This is a genomic window from Pseudoprimorskyibacter insulae, from assembly GCF_900302505.1.
GTDB classification, from domain to species: domain Bacteria; phylum Pseudomonadota; class Alphaproteobacteria; order Rhodobacterales; family Rhodobacteraceae; genus Pseudoprimorskyibacter; species Pseudoprimorskyibacter insulae.
Genome location: NZ_OMOJ01000003.1, coordinates 242,325 through 268,587, shown reverse-complemented (window position 1 = coordinate 268,587; position 26,263 = coordinate 242,325). Strand labels below are relative to the sequence as shown.

Here is a 26,263-nt window from a genome sequence, read left to right as displayed (position 1 = left end):
CGTGACAGTTTCGCTTCAAACCCCATCTGGCCCGGCTGCCTTCCATGAGGAGGCGGCCTGGTCGGCTTTGGCAGATCAGCCTGATCTGGCGGCGTTCCTGAGTGCGTGGCTGTCCTTGCAGGTTGCTCTGCTACCCGGCGCTATGATCGGTGCGGTGCGTGCTGGGGCCGATGCCGGATGGCCAAATGCGGGCGCGGCAGAACCCTTGGCCGATCCGCTGAGTGAGGCCGCAGAGGCCAACCAAGGCACCCTGTCTGATGTTGGCAATGGCACCCATGTGATCGCCTACCCGGTCCGCTTGGATGGGCAGGCTGTGGGGGCCGTTGCGGTGATGCTTCGGGCGGCGGATGAGACTGCGTTGTTGACCGCGATGCGCCATCTGCAATGGGGCGCGGTCTGGGTTGAGGCGCGGGTGCGGCTGGACCGGCTGGGTCAAGGCCCGGCGCAGGCCAGCACCGACCGTTTTGCCCTTGATATGCTCGCCCGCGCCTTGGACGCGCCGCGCTATAAACCCAGCGCACGGGCTTTGGCGACGGCGCTGGCCGACCGGTTGGGCGTGGACCGCGTTAGCGTCGCGTGGCAGCGCGGGGGCCGGTCCAAGATCGCCGCCATGTCCTATACCGCGCGGATCACCGGCAAACTGTCCCATCCCCGGCAGGTTCAGGCCGCCATGGATGAGGCGCTGGCCCTGAAGCATATCACCGTCTGGCCGCGTGTGCCGGGCGATTTGATGGCCTATGAGGCCCATGACGCGCTGGCCCGCGCGCAGCAACTCTCGGCCATTGTGACGGTGCCGCTGATGCACTCGGGCCAAGCCGTTGGGGCGCTGTGTATCGAACATTCGCAGCCGCTGACTTGGAATGACCAGATGCTGGCCAAACTGGATGTTGTGGCCGCCGCCGTTGCGCCGGTGCTGGAGCAAAAGCGCCTGATGGATCAGGGGCCGGTCGGGCAGGGGATACGGGCGCTGGGGAACTTGCGGCGGTCCCTGCTGGGGCCGGATCACGCGGGGCTGAAGTTGACCGCCGTTGCCGCGCTGGCGGCGACCGCGCTGTTCTACGTCTGGACCGAACCCTATGCCATCGTCGCCGAGGCGCAGGTCGAAGGGGCGCAGCTTCGGGCCGTGACCGCGCAGATTGACGGGTTTCTGGCGGCCTCGCACGCCCGTCCGGGGGACCAGGTGGCGCGGGGGCAGGTTCTGGCCGAACTTGATGACCGCGACCTGCAACTGGAAAAGCTGCAACTGACAGCCGAGGCGCGGCGCTATGCGGTGGAATACGAACTGGCCCTCAGCGAACAGAACCGCGCCGAGATGCGCATTGCCAGCAGCCGCCGCGATCAGGCCGAGGCGCGGCTTGCCTTGATCGGCGCGCGGCTGGACCGAACAAAGCTGGATGCGCCCTTCGACGGGATCATCGTGGCGGGCGATCCAAGCCAGATGGTCGGCTCTGCCGTGCAGGTGGGCCAAGTGCTCTATGAGGTCGCGCCCGCCGGGGCTTTCCGCCTGCGACTTGAGGTGCCCGAGGATCAAATCGCAGATCTGGCCGGCACCGAGACCGGGCAGGTGGTGTTAACGTCTTTCCCCAACCATCCGTTTTCCTTCACCATTCAGCGGATTATTCCCATCGGCGAAGTGGTGGATGGCCGCAATGTCTTTGCCGTGCAGGCACAGCCCACTGGCGATACCGCGTTGCTGCGTCCCGGTCTGCGCGGGGCCGCCCGGATCACGCTGGACGACCGCCGGGTGATCTGGATCTGGACCCGTCGCCTGCAGGACTGGGCCCGCATGACGCTGTGGCGTTGGTCATAACCGGGGGCGGCCATGGCGTTTTTCAGCAAGTCCTGGTATCGTGTCGCGCCTTTGCGCCCCCGCTTGCATGCCCATGTGCGCACCTATCGCCATGTCTATCGGGGTGATGAATGGTACATGGTACGCGACAATCAATCGGGCCGGTTTCACCGCCTCAGCGCGCGAACCCATGCCGTTCTGGCGCTGATGGACGGGCGCCGCACGGTCGAGGAGATCTGGAAACTGTGCGCCGACCGGATGGGCGATGCGCAGCCCAGTCAGGACGATTTGATTGGCCTGATGGGCGCGCTGCACAATGGCGATCTGCTGCGGGCCGGGGGCCTGCCGGATTTCGAAGAGCTGGACCACCGCGCCCGTCGCCAATCCCGGCAAGAGCTGCTCGGCAAGGTGCGCAACCCCTTGGCCCTGCGCCTGCCGATCTGGGATCCCGAACCCTTCCTGCGCCGCACCTATCCGTTCGTCGGTTGGCTGTTCGGGCCGCTGGGCGCATTGCTGTGGTTGATGATCGTGGCACTGGGGGCAGGCACGGCGCTGCTGCACCTGCCGGAACTGCGGGCGGCAGCCAGCACCGATCTGCTGTCACGGGGCAATCTGCTGTTGATGGCGCTGACCTATCCGGTGATCAAGACATTGCACGAGTTGGGCCACGCCTATGCCACCAAACGCTGGGGCGGCGAGGTACATGAAATCGGCCTGATGTTTCTGGTCTTTATGCCGGTGCCTTATGTCGATGCCTCGGCGGCGATGGCCTTTCCCAGCAAACACCGCCGCGCGATTGTCGCCGCTGCAGGCATACTGATCGAGGTCGCGCTTGCTTCGCTTGCGGTGCTGGTCTGGTCCGCCGCCGCGCCGGGGCTTCTGCGCGATGTGGCGCTGAACATGGCCGTTGTCGGGGGCGTCTCGACGGTGTTGTTCAACGGCAACCCCTTGCTGCGGTTTGACGGCTATCACGTCCTGTCCGATCTGGCCGAGATCCCGCAGCTTGGCGCGCGGTCCAACAAGTATTTGGTGTTCCTGCTGAAACGGCATCTGTGCCGCATCCCCGATCTCGAAAGCCCGGTCACCGCCAAGGGCGAGGCGCGGTGGTTCCTGATCTATGGGCTGGCGGCGCTGGTTTATCGGCTGCTGATCCTGTGGGTGATCTGTTTCTTCCTGATTGGCAATTTCCTGATCTTCGGCGTTTTGGCGGCGGTCTATTCGGCGGCGACAGCGCTGGTGGTGCCTGCGGGCAAGGCGCTGAGGTTCGCGCTGTTCGATGCGGCGCTGATCGGGCGGCGGTTGCGGACTTTCGTTCGGATCGGGGCGCTTGGCACGCTGGCCGCGTGGCTGCTGTTCTTTGTGCCGGTGCCAAATGCCAGTATCGCCACCGGGCTAATCTGGGCCGAGCGTCAGGATTTCGGCGTGCGCAGCGCCACCGCCGGGCAGATCACCGACTTTCCTTATACCGGACCGGTTGAGGTTCGGGCGGGCCAAGTGTTGGCGCAGCTGGACAACCCCGATCTGAAGGCGACGCAAATCCTGACCAAGGCGCAACTGGCCGAGGCGCAGGCGCGGTTTGACGCCCTGCCGCAAGACCGCCGCGCCGAACGGTCCATCGTGCAATCGCAAATCGACGCAGGCATGGAACGGCTTGCCTCAATCGACCAGCAGCTATCGCAACTGACCATTCGCGCCGTGCGGGATGGGCTGTGGATTCCGATCTCGGGCGATGATCGCGTGTATCGGCTGCTGTCACGCGGGGATATTCTGGGCTATCTGATGCAGCCCGAGGATCTGTTTGTCATCAGCATCGTGCCGCAAACGCAGGTCGACCGGATCGTGCGCGACACGCAAGCCATTGAATTGCGCATGCCGGGGACGGGCGCTTTGATCCCGGCGCGGATGACCCGCGCCTTGCCTTCTGCGGTGGCCGAGCTTCCGCATCCGGCTTTTGCTTCGGTCAATGGGGGGCGGGTGCTGATTGATCCCACGGTGAGCGATGCACTGGTGCCGCTGCAAAGCCAATTCGCGATTGAGCTGTTGCCCGACGCGCCGCTGGATCAGGTGTTTCTGGGCCAACGGGTGGATGTGAAATTCCGCCATAGCCCGCAGCCCTTGGCCGTGACCCTTTGGACCAAGACCCGGCAGGTGTTCCTGCGGGATCTGAACCTATAGGGCCGCGCCATGCAAAAACGCAGCTTTCTGGAAAAGGAAACACCCCGGCTTGGACCCTTGGATTTCGCGCTGCGTCGGGCGGCGGGGCTTTGGTCGGTCGCAACGCGGCGGACGCGGCAGGCGGGCCTGCGCCAGATCCTGCGCCATGTGAACCGGGCCGAGGGTGCTTGGGGCGCATTGGACCAAAAATCAGACGCCGAATTGCATCAGATTGCCGCCGACCTACGCGCCAGACTGGCCCGTTTGGATCGCCCCACGAAAGAAACGGCCGGGCAGGCCTTTGCCCTGATCCGCGAAGTGTCGGCCCGCGTCTTGGGAATGCGCCCTTATGACGTGCAACTGCTTGGCGGATATGCGCTTTTGCAAGGCCGTCTGGCCGAGATGAACACCGGCGAAGGCAAAACGCTGACCGCAACGCTCCCGGCGATCACGGCGGCGCTGGGGGGCTGGCCGGTGCATGTGATTTCGGTGAACGACTATCTGGTGCAGCGCGATGCGCGGATCATGGGGCCGCTGTTTGATTGGTTCGGCCTGTCAGTTGGATGCGTCATCAGCGGGATGGAGCCGGAGGACCGCCAAGCCGCCTATGCCTGCGATGTGACCTATTGCACCAATACCGAAGTGGCCTTTGACCACCTCAAAGACCGGCTGAAGCGCGTCAATCTGGGCCGTGGCCTGGGGCGTAAGCTGCAACAGGCGCGCACCGCTACGGTGCAGGACCGGCCCCTGATGCCGGGCCTATGCTTTGCCATCATTGATGAGGCCGACAGCATCCTGATCGATGAGGCCCGCACGCCGCTGATCCTTAGCCAGGAAACCGACAGCGCGGTCGAGGCCGAGATTTTCAGCACTGCGCTGGATCTGGCGCGGGGGCTGCGGGATGGGCGCGATTACCGGATCGACGGGGCCTCCGGCCCGGTGCGCCTGACGCCAGAAGGCCAGCGGCGCCTGCGGGCTGCAGCCGATCGGCTGGGCGGCGCGTGGCGGCATGACGAACAGCGCGAAGACGTGGCGGCCCGCGCCCTGACGGCGCTGCATGTCATGCGGCGCGGCGACCAATATGTGATCCGCGACGATAAGATCGTCATCGTCGACGAAAGCACGGGCCGGGTGATGCCCGACCGGTTCTGGTCGGACGGGCTGCACCAATTGGTGGAACTGAAGGAAGGTGTTGATCTGTCCCCGCGCAAAGACACGTTGGCGCAGATGTCCTATCAACGCCTGTTCCGCCGGTATTTGTGGCTGTCGGGCATGACGGGCACCGCCCGCGAAGTCGCCGCCGAGATCCACGAAGTCTATGGGTTGCGCGATGTGCGCATCCCGCCGCGCCGCCGCAAGCGCCTGCGCCATGGCCGCGCCCGACTGTTGCCCGATCAGGCCCGCAAATGGCAGGCCGTAGCGGCGCAGGTGGCCGATTGCACCGAAAAGGGCGCGCCGGTGCTGGTGGGCACCCGTTCGGTTGCCGATTCCGAACGCCTTAGCGCCGTGTTGCATGGGGGCGGCATCGCGCATGAGGTGATCAACGCCCTTGATGAGACCCGCGAGAGCGAGATCGTCGCAAAGGCGGGCCAGCGCGGTGCGGCTACGATTGCCACCAATATGGCCGGGCGCGGCACGGACATTGCGCTGGGGCAAGGCGTGGCCAACTTGGGCGGGCTGCATGTCATTATGACCGAACGCCATGCCTCGGGGCGGATTGACCGGCAATTGGCGGGCAGGGCGGCGCGGCAGGGCGATCCCGGCGCGTTCAACATGGTGCTTTGCCTTGACGATGTGATCTTGCAAGATGCCGCCATGCCCATGCTGCGCAGCATCGCGCGTCTGGCATTGGGCGCAGGGCTGGAACGGGCGGCGCTGGCAATGATCGCCCTTGCCCAAAAAACGGTTGAGGCCAGACATGCCGCCGGGCGCAGGCGGCTGTTCCGATCCGAAGGCCGCCAACAAGACCAACTTGCCTTCACAGGGGAAAGCGAATGACGATCAAGCATATTCTGGCCGCGTGCCTGTTTCCCGTGGCGGTATCGGCGCAGACCGATTGCTTGGTGGTGCCAAATGACACGGTCGATGTAGGCGCGGCGGTCTCGGGACTGGTGCAGGCGGTGACTGTTGATCGCGGCGACCGGGTCGATGAGGGGCAGGCGCTGTTTCAATTGGACGACCGCAGCGCGCAGGCGCGTCTGGCGCTGGCCCGCCTGAGGGCGCAGAACGATCAGAACGTGCAGGCCGCGCGGGCGCGCCTCGATTTGGCCCGCACGACGGCGCATCGCTACGAAGTGCTGCAACAATCCCAAAGCGCGGCTTTCAACGACACGCTGTACCAAGAAGCCTTGGCCGAGGCCCAAGTTGCCGCCTTCAGCCTGCGCAACGCCGAGTTGGAGTATGAAGCCGCGCAGCTGGAGCTGGCACAGATCGAAGGCGATTTGGCGCTGTTGACAGTGGTCAGCCCCATTTCAGGCATCGTGACCGAGAGGCGGCTATCGGTGGGCGAATACCTCGATCAGCGCGAAGCCGTTCTGACGGTGGTGGGCCTCGATCCGCTTTATATCGAAGGCTTCCTGCCGTCGGACCAGTTCGGCAGCCTTGCCATGGGCGATCAGATCGCCGTCACACTGGATCTGTCCACGCGGCTTGAACGTCTGGCCACAGTGTCGGTGGTCGATCAGATGATTGACCCCGCCAGCCGGACCTTTGGTTTCCGTCTGGTGCTGGACAATCCCGGCCTTGAGATCCCAACCGGCGCGCCCTGCGCCCTTGATCTGCCGGGCTGACCAAGGCCCCCGGCGAAATTTCTTGCCCGATCAGTGGATTCTTTGCCGTTTCCCCCCTTGCACTACTTTGCGCAGTCACGATAAACCCGTCGGCGGACAGGTGGCCGAGTGGTCGAAGGCGCACGCCTGGAAAGTGTGTAGGCGGGGAACCGTCTCGAGGGTTCGAATCCCTTCCTGTCCGCCACTGTTCCCAATCCGAAATTTAAAACAAAGCGGTTTTTTGAAAACAATTGCTTGTAGCGGGTGATGCTTGGTGGGGATTTCTCCAAACCCCTGCGCTTCCCATTTTTGCTGGTCTTTTTGCCAACATTTTCGGTTGCCCGTTCGAATTCAATTCAGCTTTTGGGGCGTATGAGTTCCAAGAACCTGATGCTGCGCGGGCGGATGTGTCGCTTGTTTATCGTGTCCCAACACGCGACCGGCCAATTGAAAAACGGTCGCAAACCCAGATGTCTATGGGTAGGGACAGCCATGCGAAAGCGCGACCGGATCCGGGTGGATGCCAATCTCTCGCATATCTAGATTGAGCCGGTCGGGCGCAGCCTTGACGGGTTTCTGCGCTATGCAGGCAGCGCGGAGCCGACTGTCGGGATCGACAACCATTTGGTGGAGCATGGATTGAAACCGGCTGAGGGGCGGAATGGGACCACGGCCAATTTGCTGCGACCTTCATTTCACGTGCGGACGGTCGCGGCGGGCGTGTAAGGCCGTCTGCGGTGCGACGCGTTCGGCCATGCCTTGACCGAACAGCGTCACGGTAATCCGGGGCTTGATGCGTTGCGGAAGGCCCTGACTCCGGTCGCATGTTGGACCCAAGTTTCCCAATGAACCTGCGATCTGAAATAACACATTATCCATACAAATCAGTATTTTTGGCGGATATTTTAGGCTTTGCATCATGGACCGTCCTGAGGACACGGGCAGATTGGGTCGATTTCGACCGCCGGGCGAGAGTGGAGTTTCGGAGGGGCGCAGATCAGTTCGGACGGCGGTTTGCTGGTGATGATGGAATTCGGTGACGCGCTCGGATTGTCCAATTTGGCGGCAGCAGCCCTAGGCTGGATCCGACACGGCGAGAACACGTTCCAACATCACGGCTGATCGTTCCGGCAATCGGTATTCCACCGGCTGGCCGGATACGAGGATGTCAACGATGCCGACCAACTGGCCCTCGATCCGGTGATGCGTCATGATCCATGGGGAACAGCAGCGTGCAGTTTGCGCGTCTCAGGCGCCGCTTGGGCGGAAAATGCTTGTCCAGCGGTCGAATTCAGACGATCTTCGCGTCAAAATAGCACGCCAGTTGGGGAATGCGAAGTAGCAGGATCGCTTCTTCTGTCGCGTGTGATCCCGTGGGTGACGTGACGGAGGGCCTTTATGAACGACACGTTGGTCAACCGGATTGGTCTGATAGCAAACATCGTCACTGCGCTAGCGGCTTTGGTGGCGGTGGTGGTCATTCCCTTGCAGATCTCTGCCGCCGATCGCATCCAAAACGCTCAGACCGCGCGAGAGATTTATCGGGAATACCTGAACCTCACGATCCAGAAGCCAGAACTGGCCACCGCCGACTGGTGCGTGCTGAAAAGCCCGCGCGATCAGGCCGCCTATGTCGGTTATGTGGATTACCTGCTTTATACTGCCGAGCAGGCCATCGACGCCGACCCCGACTGGGCGCCGGTGATGAGGGACCATCTGTCGGCGCATCTGCCCTATCTGTGCAGCGAAAGCGATGACTCGCAGGAAAGCCGCGCCGTCGCAGAGCTTTTGTCGGAAATGCGCGCGCAATGCGCCACCATCAGAGTTTGTGCCGGAGGCTGATCATGAACCGCAGACAACTTCTGGGTGCCGCGTTGGCGGCCTTGGCGACCAAGGGCGCGGCGCAGGGCGCTGGCCGTGACATCATTGTCATCGGTGCGGGGCTTGCCGGGCTTTCGGCGGCGCGTGATCTGGCTGCACAGGGGCATCGGGTGACGGTGCTCGAGGCCCGCAACCGGATAGGCGGGCGAATCTGGACCTCGCGGCTGTGGTCCGATCTGCCGATGGATCTGGGTGCGAGCTGGATTCACGGCATTGAGGGCAATCCCATTACGGATCTCGCGCAGGAGGCCGGGGCAAAGGTCGTTCCAACCTCATATGACGCCGCGCTGATGCTGGATGCCTCAGGGGCGGCCATCGATCCCGATCTGGCACCTGCGACAAAGATCTTGCGCCGGGCGCTGGAGGCTGCCGAAAGCCACGGGCGGGATCTTTCTGTCCGGGCCGCGCTCGAGGGTAGCGCGGGCTGGGCAGACGCCGGCGCTGATCTGCGGCGGCTGGTCAACCATGTGATCAATTCGACGCTGGAACAGGAACATGGCGGGGCTGCTGACCGGCTGTCAGCTTGGCATGGCGACGATGGAGATGAATTCGACGGTGAGGATGCGGTCTTTCCCGGCGGCTTTGGCCAGGTGACCGAACATCTGGCGCGCGGGTTGAGCATCCGGCTGTCCACGCCCGTCGCGGCGCTTGCCCCCGGTCGCGTCACCCTGGCTGACGGCACCGTCTTGCGCGCTGATCATGTGGTGCTGACTGTGCCGCTCGGGGTGCTCAGGGCTGGCGCGATCGACCTTGCCGAACCGCTGGCCCAGAACCGCCAGCAGGCGATCGACACGCTCGAAATGGGGCTGTTGAACAAGGTGTGGCTGCGCTTTGACAAAGTGGCCTGGTCCGATGATGTCGACTGGATCGAGTGGCTGGGGCCGCGTCCCGGGCATTGGGCGGAATGGCTTTCGCTGACGCGCAGCCTCGGAGCGCCGGTGCTTTTGGGTTTCCGTGCCGCCGCCGAGGCCGCCGGGGCCGAAGCACTCAGCGATTCCGACACGCGGGCCGATGCCACGGAAGCCCTGCGCGCCATGTTCGGCAGCAGCTTTCCGGCGCCCGCCGATTTGCAGATCACCCGCTGGGGACGCGACCCATGGGCACGCGGCAGCTACAGCTTTAACGCAGTCGGCACCACGCCGAAGACCCGTGCGGCGTTGGCCGGATCAGATTGGGACGGCGCGCTATGGTTCGCCGGCGAGGCCTGCGAGACGGGCTATTTCGGCACTGCCCATGGGGCAGTCCTGTCGGGCCGGTCCGTCGCGCAGGCATTGCGCAGGGCCAGATAATCAGCGTAATCCCAGCGCCCTCAGACCGGGCGCACGCTACAGACAAAAGCGAACAGAGGCTTTACCTTGAGCCGCCGCACCGTCAGTCAGATGCTCTGGTTTTAGAAAGACGGCAGATCCAGCGACATAACGGTGGTCCAAACGCATCGGCCTATCGCCATTTGAGACCGCGACGGGCCTGCCGTGCCTGCGCCAGACGGGCGTCGGGTTCGTCCAGCGGATTAGTACGGCAGTTCGGCCTCAATTGGTGGGTTCACTGTGCCACCTCCGAAAAACTTCATGGCAGGATGCGGTATGAACACTGTCTGGCAATCTAGAACGGTGGGCAGATCTGACGCCAAGGCTTGGGCGAAAGCCTCCCGAAACTCGGGCAGGCTGCTCACCAGAACGCCATTGCAGCCAAACCCCCGCGCAATAGCTGCGTAATCTGTGCCGCTCAGATCCGTGGCAAACTCAAAGCCGTTCATCTCTTGGCCTTTGCGGATGACGCCCCAAGCCGCGTTGTTGTGAATGACAAAAATGACCGGCAGTCCATACCGGCGTGCGGTGTCCAGATCCTGTAGGGTAAATCCAAAACTGCCGTCACCCGTGGTGCAGATCACGGTCCGATCCGGCATCGCGCGTTTGATTCCAATGGCATAAGCCGTCCCGCAGCCAAGTTGAGCCAAGCCGGGGGCATGGAGTCGGGTCCGCGGCTGGGTGGCGGGGACAATGGAATTGTGCCAGAATGATGTATGCCCCCCGTCATAGGTGACAATTGCGTCGTCGGGCAGCATTTCGGCAAAGGCAAAGGTCAAAGCACCGGGATGCATGGCTTTGGTGATCTGCGCGGAATCACAATCTGTTTTCTTGGCCTTCATCCAAGCCAGATAGTTGTCTCTCAGCGTGTCGCGCCACTGTACGGCGTGGGCGTTGGGATGGATGCCGCGCAAGGCCTCGAGGAGTTCCGCAAGCGCCGCCTTTGCGTCGGCTTGAATGCCGATTTCAACGGGCAACAGCTTTCCGATTATCTCAGGATCTATGTCGATATGGATGACTTTGGTCGGGGGCTGCACCATCGGCCGTTCTTTGTCCCAGAGCCAAGAAGAAAAGCGGCAGCCGACGGCTAGAACGACATCCGCTGTGGTGAGCGCTTGGGCGATTGCTTCGCTTCCGATGGGGCCGCCATGGCCAATGAAATTCGGATGTTCGGACGAAATCGCGCCAAGCCCCATTTGGGTTGCCGTGCTGGGGGCGCCGGTAATCTCGGCCAACTTTGTGAACAGGTCCGCAGCATCAGCATGTACAACGCCCCCACCTGCGATCAAAAGCGGCTTACGCGCCATTCGCAAAAGCTGGCTGGCCGATTTGATTGCTTCGGGGCATGGATGTGGCGGGCAGGATACTTGGCCGCCCAGTTCCGCAAAACCTTCTGGTGCGTAGTTGAACGTCTCCGCCAGAATATCTGAGGGTATGTTGATATGAACAGGGCCGGGGCACCCGGTCACAGCGGCGCGCATGGCGCGATTGACGATCTCTGGCGCGCGGCGCCCATCCAGAATGACAAAATTTGCCTTGGTGATCGGTTCAAAAAGCGCGGTTAGATCCAGTTCCATCAAGACACCGCGCTCTGGCAGAGAGGTGTTGGTGGGCAGACCAGTGGTTATCACAATCAGCGGGATGTTGTCGGCACAGGCGTTCGCGACACCGGGCACAAGGTTGCTGCCACCTGGTCCCAATTCGCCCATAGCGCAGGCCATTTTTCCCGTCGCCAAATAGACGCCTGTTGCCATCATCGCCGCGTTCGCTTCGTGTCGCGTGCCGGTGAAGGTGATCGCGTTATGCGTTGAGATCGCTTTCATCAGCGGCATCATCTTGCCGCTTGGAATGCTGAAGATCTGAGTGATGCCGCGATTGCTTAGGCAATCCAAGATTGCTTGTGCACAGGTCTTTTGCATGACGTGACTCCTCCTAGAAGTCATCGTCAATCAATCGATTAATTTAATCAAGCCGAAATTACAGTCCTTGGGCGCTGACTGCACTCGATTGCGGTTGGGCTGGCTCATCGGCGGCTAGGCCCGCAACGAAGAATGGCAGCATCTGACGCATGACTTCTTCGTGGTCCGATGCATCGCATTTGCCTGCTGAGACGGTCAACATGCCCGGTGGCGATGGGTCTGTATCGAGGAACAGAAAAGATCCGATCATGGCATAGAAGCGCCAGGTGATCGTTTCACGTTTCAAGTGAGGAAGGAGGAGGCACAGTTCGTCAATAAAGGCGATGTTAACGCCGCTCAAGGCGCGGGATAGCACGTCTTCGGCCAGCTCGGATTTTTCAGCAATCACCACAGCATGCAGGCGCGTGAAGTAGTCGCCGCTATGCGACCATTTTCGTTTATTTAGAATGGGTTGAAGGTATAGCTCTAGCAGGGTTTCCAACGTCAGTTCCCGGCCCTTGGCGCGCGCTTTGGTCAGCATTTGCATGCGCTCGGCAACATGGTCAGAGACGCTGGATCGCACCACCACTTCAAAGAACTCATCCTTGCCGCCAAAGTGGTAACTGATCAGCGCAGAATTAACGCCTGCTTCTTTGGCGATGTCCCGCGTTGAAACGGCGCGAAAGCCCTGCTCGGCGAAGAGGCGCATACCGGCGCTAATCAGTTTGGCGCGTGTTTCAAGCTTGTTCGGTTTTATCTTGGCCACCCAATAAATCCCTTGTTCATTTCCGCCCAAACTAGAGGGTCAAACTCAATCGATAAACTTTTTTCTTGACGAAAAGGCGACTTGAATTAATCATTGGATTAACAGTCGCTACCAAAAATGTAGCGCGGTGCTTTGGGAGGGGCGCGTCACATGGGAGGAGCAAGATCCGCTTCGGGTGCGAAGGTGCGGTCGTGATCGGGGTGCTGTCAAAGGTCGCCCGAGGTGCGGCGATGATGGGAAGTGCTGTTGCCTGTCTGGCTTTGGTCGTCGTGACGCTGCACATCTTTGTCGACACGATCGCAACCAAATTCTTCAACGCACCGATAGACATCACCCATACGGCGGTCACGCGCTACTACATGGTGGGGTTGGTTTTTCTGGCGCTGGCCAACGTCGAACTGCGCGACGGCCACATCAAGGCTGATCTTTTCTATTCAGTTCTACCTGACGGGATGAAGCGTTGGGTCAGAGGATTGAACCTGCTGCTTCTGGCCGGGTTCACGGCGCTCTTGACGTGGCAGGTATTGCTTAAGGCGATTGCGCAGACCGCGCGCGGGGAAAAGCGCATCGTTGCCGGTGTTGAGTATATCTATTGGCCGTCGCGCTGGATCGCTGTGGCTGGCATGTTCGCCTTTGCGATGGTCGCTGCCGTAAAGCTGATCCAATTTCTGATGCGCGACGAGGACGGTGCCGCCGAGGCGCCGCAGGAGGGCGACCAATGACCGATATTCAGATCGGTGGGGCCGGTGTCATCGTAATGATTGTCCTGATCGCATTTCGGTTCCATATCGGAATTGCCATGGGGGTCGTCGCGACCGCTGGGATATGGCTGATCGCTGGATCGCGGGCCGTCTTCTCGGTCCTGCAAAATGTGCCTTACAGCTTCGCGGCCAATTGGGAATTTTCGGCGGTGCCGCTTTTTATCCTCATGGGGGCGATTGCCCATGAAACGGGGATGACCACGGCCCTGTTTCGGGCGGCGCGTCTTTGGCTGTCCTGGCTTCCTGGCGGGCTGGCTGTGGCCACCAATTTCGGTTGCGCCGGGTTTTCCGCCGCAGCGGGGTCGTCGGTCGTGACATCCATTGCGATGGGCAAAATTGCCGTGCCAGAGATGTTGGAGCATAAGTACGACAAAGGCCTGGCAACCGGAGTGGTTGCAGCGGCCGGGACATTGGGCGTTATGATCCCGCCGTCCATTCCCATGATCATTTATGCCTATTTTGCCGAGGTCTCGGTCGGCGCGATGTTCCTCGCCGGTATTGTCCCCGGTCTTTTGACGGCGATCCTTTATGCCGTGATGATCGTCGGGCGATGCGCTCTTAACCCGAGCCTTGCGCCAGCGACAAGCGCTGCCGCAGATCCCAAGGAAAAATGGCGCGCTCTGGCTGACATCTGGCCGCTTCCGTTCATCATTCTGGTGGTGATCGGCAGTATCTATACCGGTGTCGCGTCGGCGACGGAGTCTGCCTCCTTCGGTGTGATCGCCGCGCTGATGATTGCCGCAGTACAACGCAGGCTGACCCGTGAAAACATGGTGCAGTGTGTCGCCGGGTCGGTCGCCAACACCGCCAGCATCTTCTTTGTGATCACGGGCGCGATTTTGCTGACACGTTTCATGGCCTATTCCGACCTGCCAGAGTTCATTTCGAACTTTGTGATTGCGCTGGATCTGTCGCCGCTTGCGCTTGTTTTGATCACCGGCGTTATCTTTCTGGCCTTGGGGTGTATCCTCGATCCGATCGGGTTGATGTTGCTGGCCCTGCCTGTGTTTCTTCCGATCTATATCGCGGCCGATATCAACCTGATTTGGTTCGGAATTCTGTTCATCAAGTATATCGAGATCGGTCTGATCACGCCCCCGGTCGGGATGAATGTTTACATTCTACGGTCGATTTTGCCGGACGTTCCGGTTGGTACGATCTTTCGCGGAACGGGGTGGTTCTTTGTCACTGAACTTGTGGTGTTGGGCCTGTTGATTGCCTTCCCAGCGATCACGCTCGGACTGGTCGAAATGGCGAAATAATATCAGAGGAGGAGAAGATTATGACGTACAAAGCAAAAATGCTACTGACGGCTCTTACGCTTGGCTGTGTGAGCACACCGCTGGTCGCAAAGGAATTGCAATACTCAACGCATTTGCCACCGTCAGTGGCAATCAATCCTGTCGCGATTGTCCCGCTGTTCGATGCGGTTTTGGCTGCGGATGACGATCTGAGCGTCAAGTATTTCTGGGCCGGCCAGCTGTTCAATTCGGCTGGGAACCTTGAGGCCATTCGTGATGGTGTGGTGGATGTGGCATTTACCCAACCAGACGATGCGCAGGCCGATTTTCCCGTCAATATGCTCTTTGCGGACCTGTATCACATTGGGGACGATCCATATGTAACCGCTGCCGCGCTGAACGAGACCATTTTGGTGGATTGCCCAGAGTGCCGGGCGGAATATGCCAGCAACAATGGCATGTTCATGGGAAGCCATGCGACGACTCCAACCGTGATGGTCTGCGCGGACGAAATCAACTCGATGGACGATCTGACGGGCCGCAAAGTGATCGGTCAGGCGACGATCGCGAATTGGATTCAGTCGTTCAACGGCACCCAGATCGATGTACCTCCGCCCGCGCGCTTGGAAGCGATGGAACGCGGAGTGGCGGATTGCACCTTGATCTCTCGCGAATGGCTTAAGACGTTTTCGATCATGGAGGTCGCAAAGACGATCATCCCGGTATCGAACGGCTCTCAATTCGCGATCTCGATTGCCACGATGAACACTGACACCTGGGCTGATCTGTCTGATGCAGCGCGGGCGGCGTTTATCGCGCAAATGCCGATTTCGGTCGCAAATCTGGTCGAAACATATGTGAAGAATGACAAGGCCGCCGAAGACGAGGCCCGCAGCAAGGGGATTGTCTTCACCGATCTAGGGGGCGCGTATAAGGCCGCTTTGGACGCCTATCTTGATGGGTTCGAAGAACGGGTTATCGCAAATGCCGAAGCGCGCGGTGTGACCAACGCGGCCGAGATCGTCGGGCATTTCACCGAGAACTTGGCCAAGTGGGAAGCGCTGATCGCGGCAGAAGGCACAGAAAATTACGCAGACCTTCTCAAGCGCGAGATTTGGGACAAGGCCGAATTCTAAACCCCATGTGGCGGGGCGATGTTCGCCCCGTCTCATCAAAAGGAAGCGTTATGGTTTTCAAAGTCTTTTCCTCACTTTCGCTGGAAGCGGCGGAAACGATCTGCAACGTCGCGATTGCTTTTGGGCGGTCTCAAAACTTCTTGCCCTTGACGGTGGTTGTCCTCGATTCCGGCGGGCAGATCGTTGTTGCAAAGCGCGAAGATGGATGCGGCATCGTTCGGTTTGACGTGGCCTTTGCCAAGGCCTGGGGGGCTTTGGGCATGGGCCTGCCGGCCAAAACCTTAGGTGTCAATCTTGGCCAGAACCCAGCCTTCCTGAACGCAATCGTCGCGGCCTCTGGCGGGCGTATGGCCCCCAACTGGGGCGGGGTTCTGATTTTGGACGATCATGACACGGTCATAGGTGCGGTCGGCATCAGCGGCGACACAGGCGAAAATGACGAACTTTGCGTGCTGGAAGGGATTGCGGCCGCGGGCCTGAAACCGGGCACACATAAATCGTGAGGAAAGGGTGAAAAATGGATGCTGGATTGATTATCGACAATGAAACCCTTGGGGCTTCTGCTGGTGGCACGTTTGATCGAAAGAACCCCGTAACCGGGAAAGTCGCTTCGACCGCCGCTGCCGCCCGGACCGCTGATGTCAGCCGCGCAGTCGAGTCGGCTGCTCGGGCCTTTAAAACTTGGTCAAGAACAGGTCCAAGCGAACGCCGCTCCATCTTGAACAAGGCGGCCGATCTTTTGGCAGAGCGGACACCTGACTTCATCAGGGTCGGTATTTCTGAAACAGGCGGCACGGGCATGTGGCACGGTTTCAACTGCATGTTTGCCAGCAAAATTCTGCGTGAAGCCGCAGCGATGACCACTCAGATCAAAGGCGAGGTGATCCCTTCGGATCGTCCCGGTTCGTTGTCCATGGGATATCGCCAACCAGTCGGGGTTCTCGTGGGAATGGCCCCTTGGAATGCCGCTCAAATCCTGGGCGTGCGCGCCTTTGCAATGCCTTTGGCATGCGGAAATTCAGTGGTCTTCAAAGCCTCCGAAAAATGCCCGCAGACCCACAAGATGCTTGGCGATGTTATGGTTGACGCCGGTTTGCCCTCGGGCGTGTTGAATGTCATCACCCACAGTGCGGCGGACGCGCCTGAAGTTGTCAACGCGTTGATCGACCATCCTTTGGTCAAGCGGATCAATTTTACCGGATCATCGCGTGTAGGCCGAATGATTGCTGAACGCGCGGCCAAGCATCTCAAACCCTGCCTGTTGGAACTGGGCGGCAAAGCGCCGCTGGTCTTGCTGGACGATGCTCACCTTGACGGGGCCGTGAACGCCGCCAATTTTGGTGCTTTCATGAACTCGGGCCAGATCTGCATGTCGACCGAGCGGATCATCGTTGACAACAAGATCGCCGATGCCTTTGTGGAAAAGCTGGTGGTTAAAGCCGGGTCCTTGGTGGCCGGAGATCCGACAGGGCAGGTGCATCTGGGGTCGGTTGTCGATCACGACAGCATTCAACACATCAAGGCGCTGATCGATGACGCCCTATCAAAAGGCGCGCAATTGAAAGTCGGAGGAGCGCCGAGTGAGGGCACGATCATGCCCGCCACGGTCTTGGACGCGGTGACGCCCGATATGCGGATCTACTACGAGGAAAGCTTTGGCCCCATCCTGTCCGTCATCCGCGCCAGCGGTGATGAAGCCTTGATCGCGGCCGCGAATGACACGGATTATGGGCTTAGTTCCGCAGTATTCAGTCAGAATATACGTCGAGCAATGGACGTTGCGCGGCAGATTGAGGCGGGTATTTGCCACATCAACGGCCCAACCGTGTTTGACGAAGCGCAAATGCCGTTTGGCGGCGTCAAAGACAGCGGATATGGTCGGTTCGGCGGATCATCCGGGATTGCGGAATTTACCGAGATGCGGTGGATCACCCTGGAAGACCCGGCCCAACCATACCCGTTCTAAGAAAGCCGAGCCTATGCTGAAACTTTACCATGGAATTCCAAGCGTTTGTTCCATCAAAGTCCGTGTCGCCTTGGCCGAAATCGGGCTGGACTACGAAAGCGTTCCCATGAACCTTCAAGCGGGTGAACAGGGCGAGCCTGACTATTTGAAGCTCAATCCAAATGGGGTCGTGCCGACATTGATCGATGGGGATCTGGTTGTGGTCGAGTCCAGCCTTATCATTGAGTATCTGGACAGTGAATATAACCAAGGCCGGCTGATGCCCAAAGGGCGCGAGGCTGAAGTTGCCGCCCGGCTTTGGCTGTTGCGTTGCATCGACATTCATGCGGCGATCAACACCTTCTCATTTGCGACGGTGATGCGTGAAAAGGTCTTGGCCGAAAACACCCCCGCGCAAGTGCAGCAGATCCTGGACAAAATGCCCAACGCCATCGCGCGGATGAAACGCGCCGAGATTTTCGATAAGGGGATGGAGTCAGCCTATCTGCAACATGCCTGCGCCACCATGCGCAGGTGTTTTCACGATATGGATGCCGCATTGGCTCTCAGCGATTGGGTCGGTGGTCCGAATTTCAGCCTCGTAGATATTGCGCTTGTGGCCTATGTGGACAGACTTCATCGATTGGGTTTTGACAGCCTGTACGCAAGAGATCACCCTAACGTCGCGGATTGGCTGGCCCGGATGCAGGCACGCGACAGCTACGCGGCAGAGGTTTCGGACAAGATACCGAAAAAGCTGGCCGAGGCACTATTGACCGGAGGTCAAGCCTTTGCAACCGCGGTTCAAGCGGCCTACGACGCCGCCTGAACGTTGACCGCCACCTGCGGGAAATGGAACGCCCGGCAGCGCGGTGATCTGGACCTGAAATCGAGTGGCCCTTGGCAATGCCAAGGCCGGCGCTTGCGCGTTTTGTAGATGGCTCGTGCCGAACGGAAAATTGATTTCGATATTTGTAGACGGATTATTGGGCCTGTAGTCGCACTTGAATGGGTTGGGACATTCCTAGGCGATGGTGAAAACGGCGCTGCCAATGGTGGAAGGACGTGATGTCCATGAAGCCGAGGACGCTTTCAGAAGTCGTGTCGTAGCTGGTTGCGACCCGGCGGGCGTTCGTCCGTTTGTTGAAGCACCGTTCGACCAAGTTGCGCGTCGAATACAGGGCAAAATCTACGCCGACGTGCATCTTTCTTGATTTGCGCATTGTGATTTGGCTGAGAACATACCGCGCCTCGATCTTTTTCCGAATGCAGTCAGCACCATAGACTCCATCGGCCAACAGGACGCTGAGCTCGGCAAGACTGTCAGCTATCACTAGATCAAAGCCCATTGTGAACCCTTTTTATCAACACTGCGCGGAAGGGTGACAACGATCGGTTGCATGGAGAGGAGTTCAATATTTGTCTTCGTCGAACTGTCGCACATCTGTCCATAAATTGCGTTGGGTCTGGACGCTTTGGGATCAATAGCCCCTAGCAACCTCAAGAAATCCCAAAGAGCCAATGCCTGGAAATATGAGCGACTCCGCTATGGCATGCAGCGATGGCGTCTCGGTCCGTTGACCCAAATCTGAGGCAACAGACGCCCATTTTGTCCTAAAGGAAAGGGTGGCGTGGCCGCCCGTCTTTAAAATGGATCGGTCAACACCCAGATGGTTCCTAGTTCTATAGGCCTAACGTCATCCACGCAGTGCTTCTGCCTCATTCGCCAGACGTGCTCACTGGCATGAGCGGCGATCTTAGGAGGGACATCGCGATTTTCCCGTTCGACATTTTACCGTTTCGTAAGAACCCAGCTTTAGGAAAATTAGTGGTTTCAAGTCGGGCACGGGTGAGGGTATTCACATCGCGATCATCGAAATTCTGAACGCACCGGAGACCGGGATGCCGCGACTGCCCCACCAAACCATAAAAAGCGTGGCGCCGATTGCCGTGGGGGCGGTGCTGTTCGCTCTGGGTCTTTACGCGCTTTATCATATCCTTAGGCCGGTCAATATGGCGGATGTTGCGGCCCAGATCAGGGCCACGCCACGCAGTGCGCTGGTGGCCGCGCTTGCGGCGACCTTCATTGGTTACATCGCGCTGATCTTTTATGACTGGTTTGGGCTGCGCTTTATCGGAAAACGGCTGGATCGCGGCGTCGTGGCGCTGGGGGGCTTTCTGGGCTACGCGTTCGGAAACACGATCGGGGTCAGCGTCGTGTCTGGAGGGGCGGTGCGATACCGGATCTACTCCGCCGTTGGCCTCAACGCCTTTGAGGTGGCGGCGGTGTCGGGCTATATCGCGGTGGCGCTTGGCACCGGCCTGACACTGGTGGGCGTTGCATCGCTGGCCATTCTGCCCGGCGCGGTCGGCACGTTGTTGCCCTATGCGCCGCAAGCGATTCAGTCTGGCGCGGCGGCCCTTACCGTTGCCTCTGTCGGGCTGATTGCGTGGATGTCTGTCTCGCAGCGGTCATTGGTTTTGCGCGGCCTTGACCTGCGGATGCCGCCACCTGCCGATCTGACCGGACAGCTGATCGTTACGATGGTCGATATTGCGGCAGCGGCTTTTGCGCTTTGGGTGTTGCTGCCCGCTGGTAAGCCCGACTACGCGACCTTTGTGGCAGTCTATGCCGCCGCCACAATGATCGGTGTGCTAAGCCATGTGCCGGGCGGCATTGGCGTTTTTGAGGCGGTGGTCATTGGCACGTTGCCCGCATCTGTTCCGGTTGGGGATGCTGCGGCCGCGCTGTTGCTGTTCCGTCTGATCTATTACCTCGTACCCTTCGCGCTGGCCTTCTTGCTGGTGGTGATGAACGAAATCCGCCTGGTCAGCGGGCTTGGCAGTCGATTGCTGGCGCGGGCACCGGCCTTGCAACCGGCCTATGCCACCTTGCACGGGGTGTCGCCGGGCTTGGTCGCGACGGTTGCCTTTGGGTTCGGGGCTTGGTTGCTGCTGATAACCATGCTGCCCGCCGTCCGGGCCGAAGCCATGGCTGAGGGTGATCTGATCGGCGTTCTTCTGTTGGAGGGGGGCACCCTTGCATCGGCAGTGGCGGGCGTGGGGCTAATCATCGTGTCGCATGGGCTGGCCCGGCGGGTGTCGTCGGCTTGGTGGTTTGCCATCGGCGCGATGCTGGCGGGGGCGGTCGCGTCTCTATTGAACGATTACGGATATGAAAATGCGGCGTTTTTGGGGGCAGGGGTGCTGTTGCTATTGCCCTTCCGCAAGGCTTTTGACCGTCCGGGGCGGCTGACGGCGGGGGTATTCGATGCGTATTGGTTCGCAACTGTGCTTGGCGTCGGGGTGGCGGCTGCGGCGTTTTTCTTCTTTGTGCACAAGACGGTTCCTTATTCCAATGATCTTTGGTCCGAGTTTTCGCGCGACTCTGACACGCCGCGCGCTCTGCGGGCAGCGTTGGCGGCGACGGCGCTGATGTTCTTTTTCGGGGTTTACCTTTTGACCCGTCCGGTGCGGCGCAAGCCGCCCGTGGATGCGCGAGATGAGGCCGGATCGCAATCGTCGACACTATGCGCGCAGGCAGATGATCCGATGGCCTGGCTGAGCCAAACCGGTGACAAACGGTTCCTGTTTTCCGAGCCTGGAAACGCTTTCATCATGTATGCCGTGCGCGGTGGATCCTGGGTGGCTCTGGGGGATCCGGTTGGTGATCCGGCCGAGTTCGAAGATCTGATCTGGTCCTTCACCGACCAAGCAGCGCAATCCAACGCCCGGCCGGTGTTCTATGAGGTCAGCGCCCGAAATCTTGCACTTTGGGTTGAGTTTGGGATGTCCCTGCACAAGGTCGGAGAGGAGGCCGTGGTACGCCTGCCGGAGTTCAGCCTTGCAGGCGGACGGTTCAAGACCATGCGCGCCGCGCAAAACAAACGCCTGCGCGATGGCTATGCTTTTTCGGTTCTGGCCGCGCCCCACGCGCCTGACCTACTGGAGGAGCTTAGGGTTATTTCAGATGCTTGGCTTGGCGGCAAAATCGGGCGTGAAAAGGGGTTTTCGGTCGGGCGTTTCGATCCGGTCTATTTGGCCCATTTCGACATTTCGGTCGTGCGAAAAGAGGGGCGGATCATCGCCTTTGCCAATATCATGGCGACCAAGGCGGGCGATCAGCTTGCGGTGGATCTGATGCGCTATCTGCCTGAGGAAGCCTCGGGCCTGATGGAATTCATGTTCCTGAGCCTGATTGAACATTACAAAGCCAAGGGCGCACAGGAACTGAGCCTTGGAACCGCGCCACTGTCGGGCCTGTCGGAACGGTCCGTCGCTCGGTCGTGGAACCGGTTCGGACGTCTGATTTTCCGGCACGGCGGGACGTTCTATAATTTTGAGGGGCTAAGGGCCTTTAAGCAAAAATTTCAGCCGGACTGGCGTCCGCGCTATCTGGCACTGCCGCCCAATGTCTCGCCCATGCGGGCGATGGGCGATGTGGCTTTGTTGATCGCGGGATCGGCGCGGGGGCTGATTGCCAAGTGATCGTATAAGCCATCACACGGCCTAAGCCCGACACCTGGCTGGCCCGCAGCGCCTGTCAGGCCCGCGCGGGGCGCGTCATTTGATGGGGCGCCCCGGTTGCGATGGGTTCTATTCCGCACCGGCCAATAGGCCTGCGTTGCCGCCTGCGGCGGTGGTGTCGACGCAAAGGTGGCGTTCGTAGCAGGCGTGTGCTTTGTCCGGCTGGTCGGTGATGAGCGGGATGATGGGACCGTTGCGGCCCGTGAGGGCTTGGCCGTAGGCGCGGGCGGTGTCGGTGTCGCCCCACCAGATCACGCCGCCGATGTCGGGCAGGCGCTGCAGATCCTCGGGCGCGATTTGGCCATGTGCCAGCACCGCGCGCCCGCCAAACGCCTCGATCATGCGGCGTTGCGCATTGCCGGCCTCCGCTCCGGGACCGGCGCAGATCAAGGCGGGCCGGGGCTGGGTCGTCAGGCGGTTCAACTCGCCCGTAGGACCGGGCAGGGTTTGCACTTGCGCGGCGCATGGCGTGGCATTGGTGGCGCGCAGGGCAGCGGTCAAAGCCTCAAACTGCGCAGGCTGGTCCCATGCGCTTGTCGTCTCATCCGCTTGGGAAACGGTAAAGCGCGGCAGGTAAAGCGGGCCGCCCGCCTTGGGGCCGGTGCCAGAAAGCCCTTCGCCGCCAAAAGGTTGGCTGCCGACAATCGCGCCGATTTGATTGCGGTTGGCGTAGATGTTCCCGGCATGAACGGCTTCGGAAATGGTTTGCACCCGGTCGTCGATCCGGCTGTGCAGGCCAAAGGTCAGCCCATATCCCGTTGCATTGATCGCCGCGATCACCTGCGGAATCTCACGTGCCTTGAAAGTGGCCACATGCAGGACGGGGCCGAACACCTCTTGGGCCAGATCGCCGATACCCGATACGCGGATCAGGGCTGGGGCGACAAACGATCCTGTCGTCGGAGCAGTCAGCCGATGCAGCAACCGGCCATCCTTGGCCGCGCCCTCAACATAGGCGTTGATCTGATCCGCCGCCTCGCGCGTGATGACGGGGCCAATGTCGGTCGCAATCGCCCATGGATCGCCAAGCGATAGCTCATCCATCGCGCCGGTCAGAAGGGTCAAAAAGGGTTGGGCGATGTCTTCTTGCACGTAAAGGCAGCGCAGCGCCGAACAGCGCTGGCCCGCTGATTGGAAGGCCGACACGACGATATCGCGGATGGCCTGTTCGGGCAGGGCGGTGCTGTCGACGATCATCGCGTTCAGCCCGCCGGTTTCCGCAATCAAGGGCGTGCCGGGGGCGCAGCCCTTGGCCATGGCGGTCTGAATGCGCCGGGCGGTGGCGGTGGAGCCGGTGAAGGCCACACCGTTCACGCGCGCATCCGAGGTCAGGCGCGCGCCGATGACACTGCCCAAACCGGGCAGCAACTGCAACGCAGATCGGGGTACCCCGGCCTCGTGCAGTTTGGCCACGGCCCACGCGGCGATGGCGGGCGTTGTTTCGGCCGGTTTGGCCAGAACTCCATTGCCCGCCGCCAAGGCCGCCGCGATTTGGCCACTGAAAATAGCCAGCGGGAAATTCCACGGGCTGATGCAGGTGAACACGCCTCGCGCCGGGGCAGTCAGTGATCGGGCCTGCACCGCATAATAGCGCAGAAAGTCCACCGCCTCGCGAAGTTCAGCCACAGCATCGGCAAGGGTTTTGCCCGCCTCAACCGCCAAAAGCGCGAAGACCTCGCCAAAGCCCGCTTCGAACAGATCGGCGGCGCGGATCAGGATGGCGGCGCGGTCCTGCGGGGCGGCGGACCAAGGCGCGGCGGCGGCAAGGGCGGTGTCCACATCGCGGCTTGAGGCGAACGTAACTTGACCGATGACCGCCGCATCGCTGGGCGAGGTGAGCGGTTGCGCCTCGCCGCCGCTTGGGGTGCCGTCGATGATTGGCGTGACGGCGATCGGGGCAGGGCGCAGCCGCGCGGCATTGATCCGCGCAAGCTGCGTTATGTCGCTCAGATCGACCCCTTTGGAGTTCTGCCGCTCCGGCGCGAAAAGATCGGCACCCGTTGGCAGAGGTGCGCCCTGATCCATCGACAGCGCCTCGAACGGGCAGGCCGCCACGACCGAGGCCGGAACGGCGGTATCTACGATCTGGTTCACAAAAGACGAATTCGCCCCATTCTCCAACAGCCGCCGCACCAAATAGGCCAGCAGATCGCGATGCGCCCCGACGGGGGCATAGATGCGGCAGCGCGTGTTTTCACTATTCAGAACAATGGTATGAAGCGCTTCTCCCATCCCGTGCAGGCGCTGAAATTCAAAAGCCTCGCACGGCAGGTCCGCGGCCATCGCCAGAACAGCGGCGACGGAATGGGCATTATGCGTGGCGAATTGCGGGTAGATGCGATCGGTCATCAGCAGCAGTTTGCGCGCAAGACCGATATAGCTGACATCGCTGGCCGGTTTGCGGGTGAAGACCGGGAAATCGGCAAGCCCCTGTACTTGGGCGTGCTTGATTTCGGTGTCCCAATAGGCCCCTTTGACCAGACGAACCATGATGCGGCGGTCATGGGTTTGGGCCATGCGATAAAGCGCATCGACCACGTCCCCGGCGCGGCGACCGTAGGCTTGGACCACCATGCCGAAGCCCGCCCAACCGGCAAGCGACGGATCGGCCAGCGTGGCCTCAATCACCTTGAGCGACAGGGCCAGTCGGTCGGCCTCTTCTGCGTCGATGTTCAGGCCCATCCCGGCTTTGGCCGCACGGCGGGCCAGATCGGTCAGAACCGGCACAAGTTCGGCCATCACGCGGTCGGTCTTGGCGACCTCGTACCGGGGATGCAGCGCCGAGAGCTTGACCGAGATGCCGGGATTGGCGGTGATGTCATTGCCTTTGCAGGCCGTCCCGATCCGGGCAATCGCATCACTATAGGCGCGGGCATAGCGGGCGGCGTCCTTGGCGGTCATCGCCGCTTCGCCCAGCATGTCGTAGGAATAGGTAAAGCCCTTGGCCTCCATCCCGCGGGCGCGGGTCATGGCGGCGTCGATGTCTTCGCCCAATACGAACTGACGGCCCATTTGCTTGATTGCGGCGCTGACGGCTTTGCGGATCACCGGCTCGCCCAAGCGGCGGACCATGCCGCGCAGGGTGCCAGCAACGCCCGGTTCGGCCTCATCGAGCACGCGACCCGTCAGCAGCAGACCCCAAGTCGAGGCATTGACCAAGGGCGAGGCCGACTGCCCAAGATGCGCTGACCAGTCCGAAGGGGCGATCTTATCTTCGATCAGCGCGTCGATGGTGGTCGGGTCTGGCACCCGCAGCAAGGCTTCGGCCAGACACATTAGCGCCACGCCCTCATTGGTTGACAGCCCGTATTCGGCCAGAAACACCTCCATCAATCCGGGGTGGGCGGCGGCGCGGATCTGGGTGACCAATTTGGCGGCCTTGTCCACGATCCCGGCCCGCGCGGCGCTGTCCAGATTGGCGGTCTGGATCAAATCGGCCAGAACGCGGGTTTCATCCCGGCGCTTGTTCTTGTCCCAGTCTGCGTTGAGGTCGATCATTGGCCACACTCCTGTTCGTTGGATCTGTGTAGCATCTTGCGCTTGGACGATTTGCCTATATTTTTGAATATAATGGGCGTAACGTCCAAAATGTTAGCAAGTTTTGGGTAGGTGTATATGCAAAGCGGTGACGAGATAGACTCGATGGATCATCGCATTCTATCGGTGCTGGCCACCGATGGTCGGATTTCCATGACGGCGCTTGGCAAAACGGTGGGGCTGTCGAAAACGCCCGTCACCGCGCGGGTCAAACGGCTTGAGGCGATGGGCGTCATCACCGGCTACCGGGCTGAACTGTCGCCGAAAAAACTGGGGCTGGAACATGTCGCCTTCCTTGAGGTGCGCCTGTCCGACACGCGCGAGGCATCGCTGCGCGGCTTTAACCGCGCCGTCCGCCTGATCCCCGAGGTAGAGGCTTGCCACATGATCGCGGGCGGGTTTGATTACCTGCTGAAGGTTCGCACGCGCGATATCAACGACTATCGCCGCGTGCTGGGCGAACAAATCTCGCAGTTGCCACATGTGGCATCAACTTCGACATATGTGTCGATGGAAACCGTGCTAGAGGCGGGCGGGCTGACCCTGTGACGGG

The 26,263-nt window shown here is 60.8% G+C and carries 18 protein-coding genes, 1 tRNA gene and 2 pseudogenes; 16 read left to right on the top strand and 5 right to left on the bottom strand.

The window, feature by feature from the left end; genetic code table 11:
* Nucleotide 1: 1 nt before the first annotated feature.
* The 5 genes from PRI8871_RS10380 to PRI8871_RS10360 all read left to right on the top strand — a co-directional run bounded on the left by PRI8871_RS10380 (nt 2) and on the right by PRI8871_RS10360 (nt 6,916).
* Nucleotides 2-1,810 carry a GAF domain-containing protein gene (locus PRI8871_RS10380; RefSeq protein WP_181389437.1) on the top strand — a complete coding sequence of 603 codons (1,809 nt, stop codon included), beginning with the start codon at nt 2-4 and terminating at the stop codon, nt 1,808-1,810.
* 12 nt (nt 1,811-1,822) lie between these two features.
* Entirely contained in the window at nt 1,823-3,964 is a 2,142-nt protein-coding gene (locus tag PRI8871_RS10375; protein WP_108886150.1) for a peptidase M50, read from the top strand.
* Nucleotides 3,965-3,973: 9 nt separating this feature from the next.
* A complete protein-coding gene (locus tag PRI8871_RS10370) occupies nt 3,974-5,941 on the top strand; it encodes a preprotein translocase subunit SecA (RefSeq protein WP_108886149.1) in 1,968 nt (655 codons plus the stop codon).
* Nucleotides 5,938-6,732: an efflux RND transporter periplasmic adaptor subunit gene (locus tag PRI8871_RS10365; protein WP_108886148.1), complete on the top strand. Its 795-nt coding sequence runs from the start codon at nt 5,938-5,940 to the stop codon at nt 6,730-6,732. The genes PRI8871_RS10370 and PRI8871_RS10365 overlap by 4 nt, the downstream gene beginning before the upstream one ends.
* A gap of 94 nt (nt 6,733-6,826) precedes the next feature.
* Nucleotides 6,827-6,916, top strand: a tRNA-Ser gene (locus PRI8871_RS10360).
* Between the two features lie 485 nt (nt 6,917-7,401).
* On the opposite strand, the gene PRI8871_RS19590 is transcribed toward PRI8871_RS10360, so the two are convergent.
* Nucleotides 7,402-7,632 (bottom strand): hypothetical protein, encoded by a 231-nt coding sequence (locus tag PRI8871_RS19590; RefSeq protein WP_181389439.1) that lies wholly within the window; start codon nt 7,630-7,632, stop codon nt 7,402-7,404.
* A gap of 8 nt (nt 7,633-7,640) precedes the next feature.
* On the opposite strand from PRI8871_RS19590, the pseudogene PRI8871_RS10355 reads away from it, so the two are divergent.
* From PRI8871_RS10355 to PRI8871_RS10345, 3 genes and pseudogenes are all read left to right on the top strand, one after another.
* Nucleotides 7,641-7,941, top strand: a pseudogene (locus PRI8871_RS10355) (transposase); the annotation flags it as partial.
* 168 nt (nt 7,942-8,109) lie between these two features.
* Nucleotides 8,110-8,553 carry a hypothetical protein gene (locus PRI8871_RS10350; protein ID WP_108886147.1) on the top strand — a complete coding sequence of 148 codons (444 nt, stop codon included), beginning with the start codon at nt 8,110-8,112 and terminating at the stop codon, nt 8,551-8,553.
* Nucleotides 8,554-8,555: 2 nt separating this feature from the next.
* Complete coding sequence (locus PRI8871_RS10345) at nt 8,556-9,881, top strand: flavin monoamine oxidase family protein (RefSeq protein WP_108886146.1); 1,326 nt, start codon at nt 8,556-8,558, stop codon at nt 9,879-9,881.
* Between the two features lie 221 nt (nt 9,882-10,102).
* On the opposite strand, the gene PRI8871_RS10340 is transcribed toward PRI8871_RS10345, so the two are convergent.
* Nucleotides 10,103-11,818: a thiamine pyrophosphate-binding protein gene (locus PRI8871_RS10340; RefSeq protein WP_181389436.1), complete on the bottom strand. Its 1,716-nt coding sequence runs from the start codon at nt 11,816-11,818 to the stop codon at nt 10,103-10,105.
* Nucleotides 11,819-11,876: 58 nt separating this feature from the next.
* Nucleotides 11,877-12,563 carry a TetR/AcrR family transcriptional regulator gene (locus tag PRI8871_RS10335; protein WP_146188672.1) on the bottom strand — a complete coding sequence of 229 codons (687 nt, stop codon included), beginning with the start codon at nt 12,561-12,563 and terminating at the stop codon, nt 11,877-11,879.
* Between the two features lie 230 nt (nt 12,564-12,793).
* Here PRI8871_RS10335 and PRI8871_RS10330 point away from each other — a divergent pair, with 230 nt between their 5' ends.
* Genes PRI8871_RS10330 through PRI8871_RS10305 form a run of 6 tightly spaced genes read left to right on the top strand, consistent with a single transcriptional unit; the run spans nt 12,794 to nt 18,475 of the window.
* A complete protein-coding gene (locus PRI8871_RS10330; protein ID WP_108886208.1) occupies nt 12,794-13,285 on the top strand; it encodes a TRAP transporter small permease in 492 nt (163 codons plus the stop codon).
* A complete protein-coding gene (locus tag PRI8871_RS10325; protein ID WP_108886143.1) occupies nt 13,282-14,586 on the top strand; it encodes a TRAP transporter large permease in 1,305 nt (434 codons plus the stop codon). The genes PRI8871_RS10330 and PRI8871_RS10325 overlap by 4 nt, the downstream gene beginning before the upstream one ends.
* A 20-nt stretch (nt 14,587-14,606) precedes the next feature.
* A complete protein-coding gene (locus PRI8871_RS10320; RefSeq protein ID WP_108886142.1) occupies nt 14,607-15,701 on the top strand; it encodes a type 2 periplasmic-binding domain-containing protein in 1,095 nt (364 codons plus the stop codon).
* Nucleotides 15,702-15,751: 50 nt separating this feature from the next.
* A complete protein-coding gene (locus PRI8871_RS10315) occupies nt 15,752-16,204 on the top strand; it encodes a GlcG/HbpS family heme-binding protein (RefSeq protein WP_108886141.1) in 453 nt (150 codons plus the stop codon).
* A 14-nt stretch (nt 16,205-16,218) separates the two neighbouring features.
* Complete coding sequence (locus tag PRI8871_RS10310; RefSeq protein WP_108886140.1) at nt 16,219-17,667, top strand: aldehyde dehydrogenase; 1,449 nt, start codon at nt 16,219-16,221, stop codon at nt 17,665-17,667.
* Complete coding sequence (locus PRI8871_RS10305) at nt 17,576-18,475, top strand: glutathione S-transferase family protein (RefSeq protein ID WP_108886139.1); 900 nt, start codon at nt 17,576-17,578, stop codon at nt 18,473-18,475. The genes PRI8871_RS10310 and PRI8871_RS10305 overlap by 92 nt, the downstream gene beginning before the upstream one ends.
* A 154-nt stretch (nt 18,476-18,629) precedes the next feature.
* Here PRI8871_RS10305 and PRI8871_RS10300 read toward each other — a convergent pair.
* Nucleotides 18,630-18,995, bottom strand: a pseudogene (locus PRI8871_RS10300) (hypothetical protein); the annotation flags it as partial.
* 553 nt (nt 18,996-19,548) lie between these two features.
* On the opposite strand from PRI8871_RS10300, the gene mprF reads away from it, so the two are divergent.
* Nucleotides 19,549-22,134, top strand: a complete 2,586-nt coding sequence (gene mprF, locus PRI8871_RS10295) for a bifunctional lysylphosphatidylglycerol flippase/synthetase MprF (protein ID WP_108886137.1) — start codon at nt 19,549-19,551, stop codon at nt 22,132-22,134.
* 108 nt (nt 22,135-22,242) lie between these two features.
* Here mprF and putA read toward each other — a convergent pair whose 3' ends face one another.
* Complete coding sequence (gene putA / locus PRI8871_RS10290; RefSeq protein ID WP_108886136.1) at nt 22,243-25,671, bottom strand: bifunctional proline dehydrogenase/L-glutamate gamma-semialdehyde dehydrogenase PutA; 3,429 nt, start codon at nt 25,669-25,671, stop codon at nt 22,243-22,245.
* A gap of 144 nt (nt 25,672-25,815) precedes the next feature.
* Here putA and PRI8871_RS10285 point away from each other — a divergent pair, with 144 nt between their 5' ends.
* Nucleotides 25,816-26,259 (top strand): Lrp/AsnC family transcriptional regulator, encoded by a 444-nt coding sequence (locus PRI8871_RS10285; protein WP_306418450.1) that lies wholly within the window; start codon nt 25,816-25,818, stop codon nt 26,257-26,259.
* Nucleotides 26,260-26,263 lie beyond the last annotated feature (4 nt).

What these genes read in the sequence shown, in the direction of transcription:
- PRI8871_RS10375 (WP_108886150.1), top strand. Translation starts at nt 1,823, where the DNA reads ATGGCGTTTTTCAGCAAGTCCTGGTATCGTGTCGCGCCTTTGCGCCCC.
- PRI8871_RS10370 (WP_108886149.1), top strand. Translation starts at nt 3,974, where the DNA reads ATGCAAAAACGCAGCTTTCTGGAAAAGGAAACACCCCGGCTTGGACCC.
- PRI8871_RS10365 (WP_108886148.1), top strand. Translation starts at nt 5,938, where the DNA reads ATGACGATCAAGCATATTCTGGCCGCGTGCCTGTTTCCCGTGGCGGTA.
- PRI8871_RS19590 (WP_181389439.1), bottom strand. Translation starts at nt 7,632, where the DNA reads ATGATGCAAAGCCTAAAATATCCGCCAAAAATACTGATTTGTATGGAT.
- PRI8871_RS10350 (WP_108886147.1), top strand. Translation starts at nt 8,110, where the DNA reads ATGAACGACACGTTGGTCAACCGGATTGGTCTGATAGCAAACATCGTC.
- PRI8871_RS10345 (WP_108886146.1), top strand. Translation starts at nt 8,556, where the DNA reads ATGAACCGCAGACAACTTCTGGGTGCCGCGTTGGCGGCCTTGGCGACC.
- PRI8871_RS10340 (WP_181389436.1), bottom strand. Translation starts at nt 11,818, where the DNA reads ATGCAAAAGACCTGTGCACAAGCAATCTTGGATTGCCTAAGCAATCGC.
- PRI8871_RS10330 (WP_108886208.1), top strand. Translation starts at nt 12,794, where the DNA reads ATGATGGGAAGTGCTGTTGCCTGTCTGGCTTTGGTCGTCGTGACGCTG.
- PRI8871_RS10325 (WP_108886143.1), top strand. Translation starts at nt 13,282, where the DNA reads ATGACCGATATTCAGATCGGTGGGGCCGGTGTCATCGTAATGATTGTC.
- PRI8871_RS10320 (WP_108886142.1), top strand. Translation starts at nt 14,607, where the DNA reads ATGACGTACAAAGCAAAAATGCTACTGACGGCTCTTACGCTTGGCTGT.
- PRI8871_RS10315 (WP_108886141.1), top strand. Translation starts at nt 15,752, where the DNA reads ATGGTTTTCAAAGTCTTTTCCTCACTTTCGCTGGAAGCGGCGGAAACG.
- PRI8871_RS10310 (WP_108886140.1), top strand. Translation starts at nt 16,219, where the DNA reads ATGGATGCTGGATTGATTATCGACAATGAAACCCTTGGGGCTTCTGCT.
- PRI8871_RS10305 (WP_108886139.1), top strand. Translation starts at nt 17,576, where the DNA reads ATGGTCGGTTCGGCGGATCATCCGGGATTGCGGAATTTACCGAGATGC.
- mprF (WP_108886137.1), top strand. Translation starts at nt 19,549, where the DNA reads ATGCCGCGACTGCCCCACCAAACCATAAAAAGCGTGGCGCCGATTGCC.
- putA (WP_108886136.1), bottom strand. Translation starts at nt 25,671, where the DNA reads ATGATCGACCTCAACGCAGACTGGGACAAGAACAAGCGCCGGGATGAA.
- PRI8871_RS10285 (WP_306418450.1), top strand. Translation starts at nt 25,816, where the DNA reads ATGGATCATCGCATTCTATCGGTGCTGGCCACCGATGGTCGGATTTCC.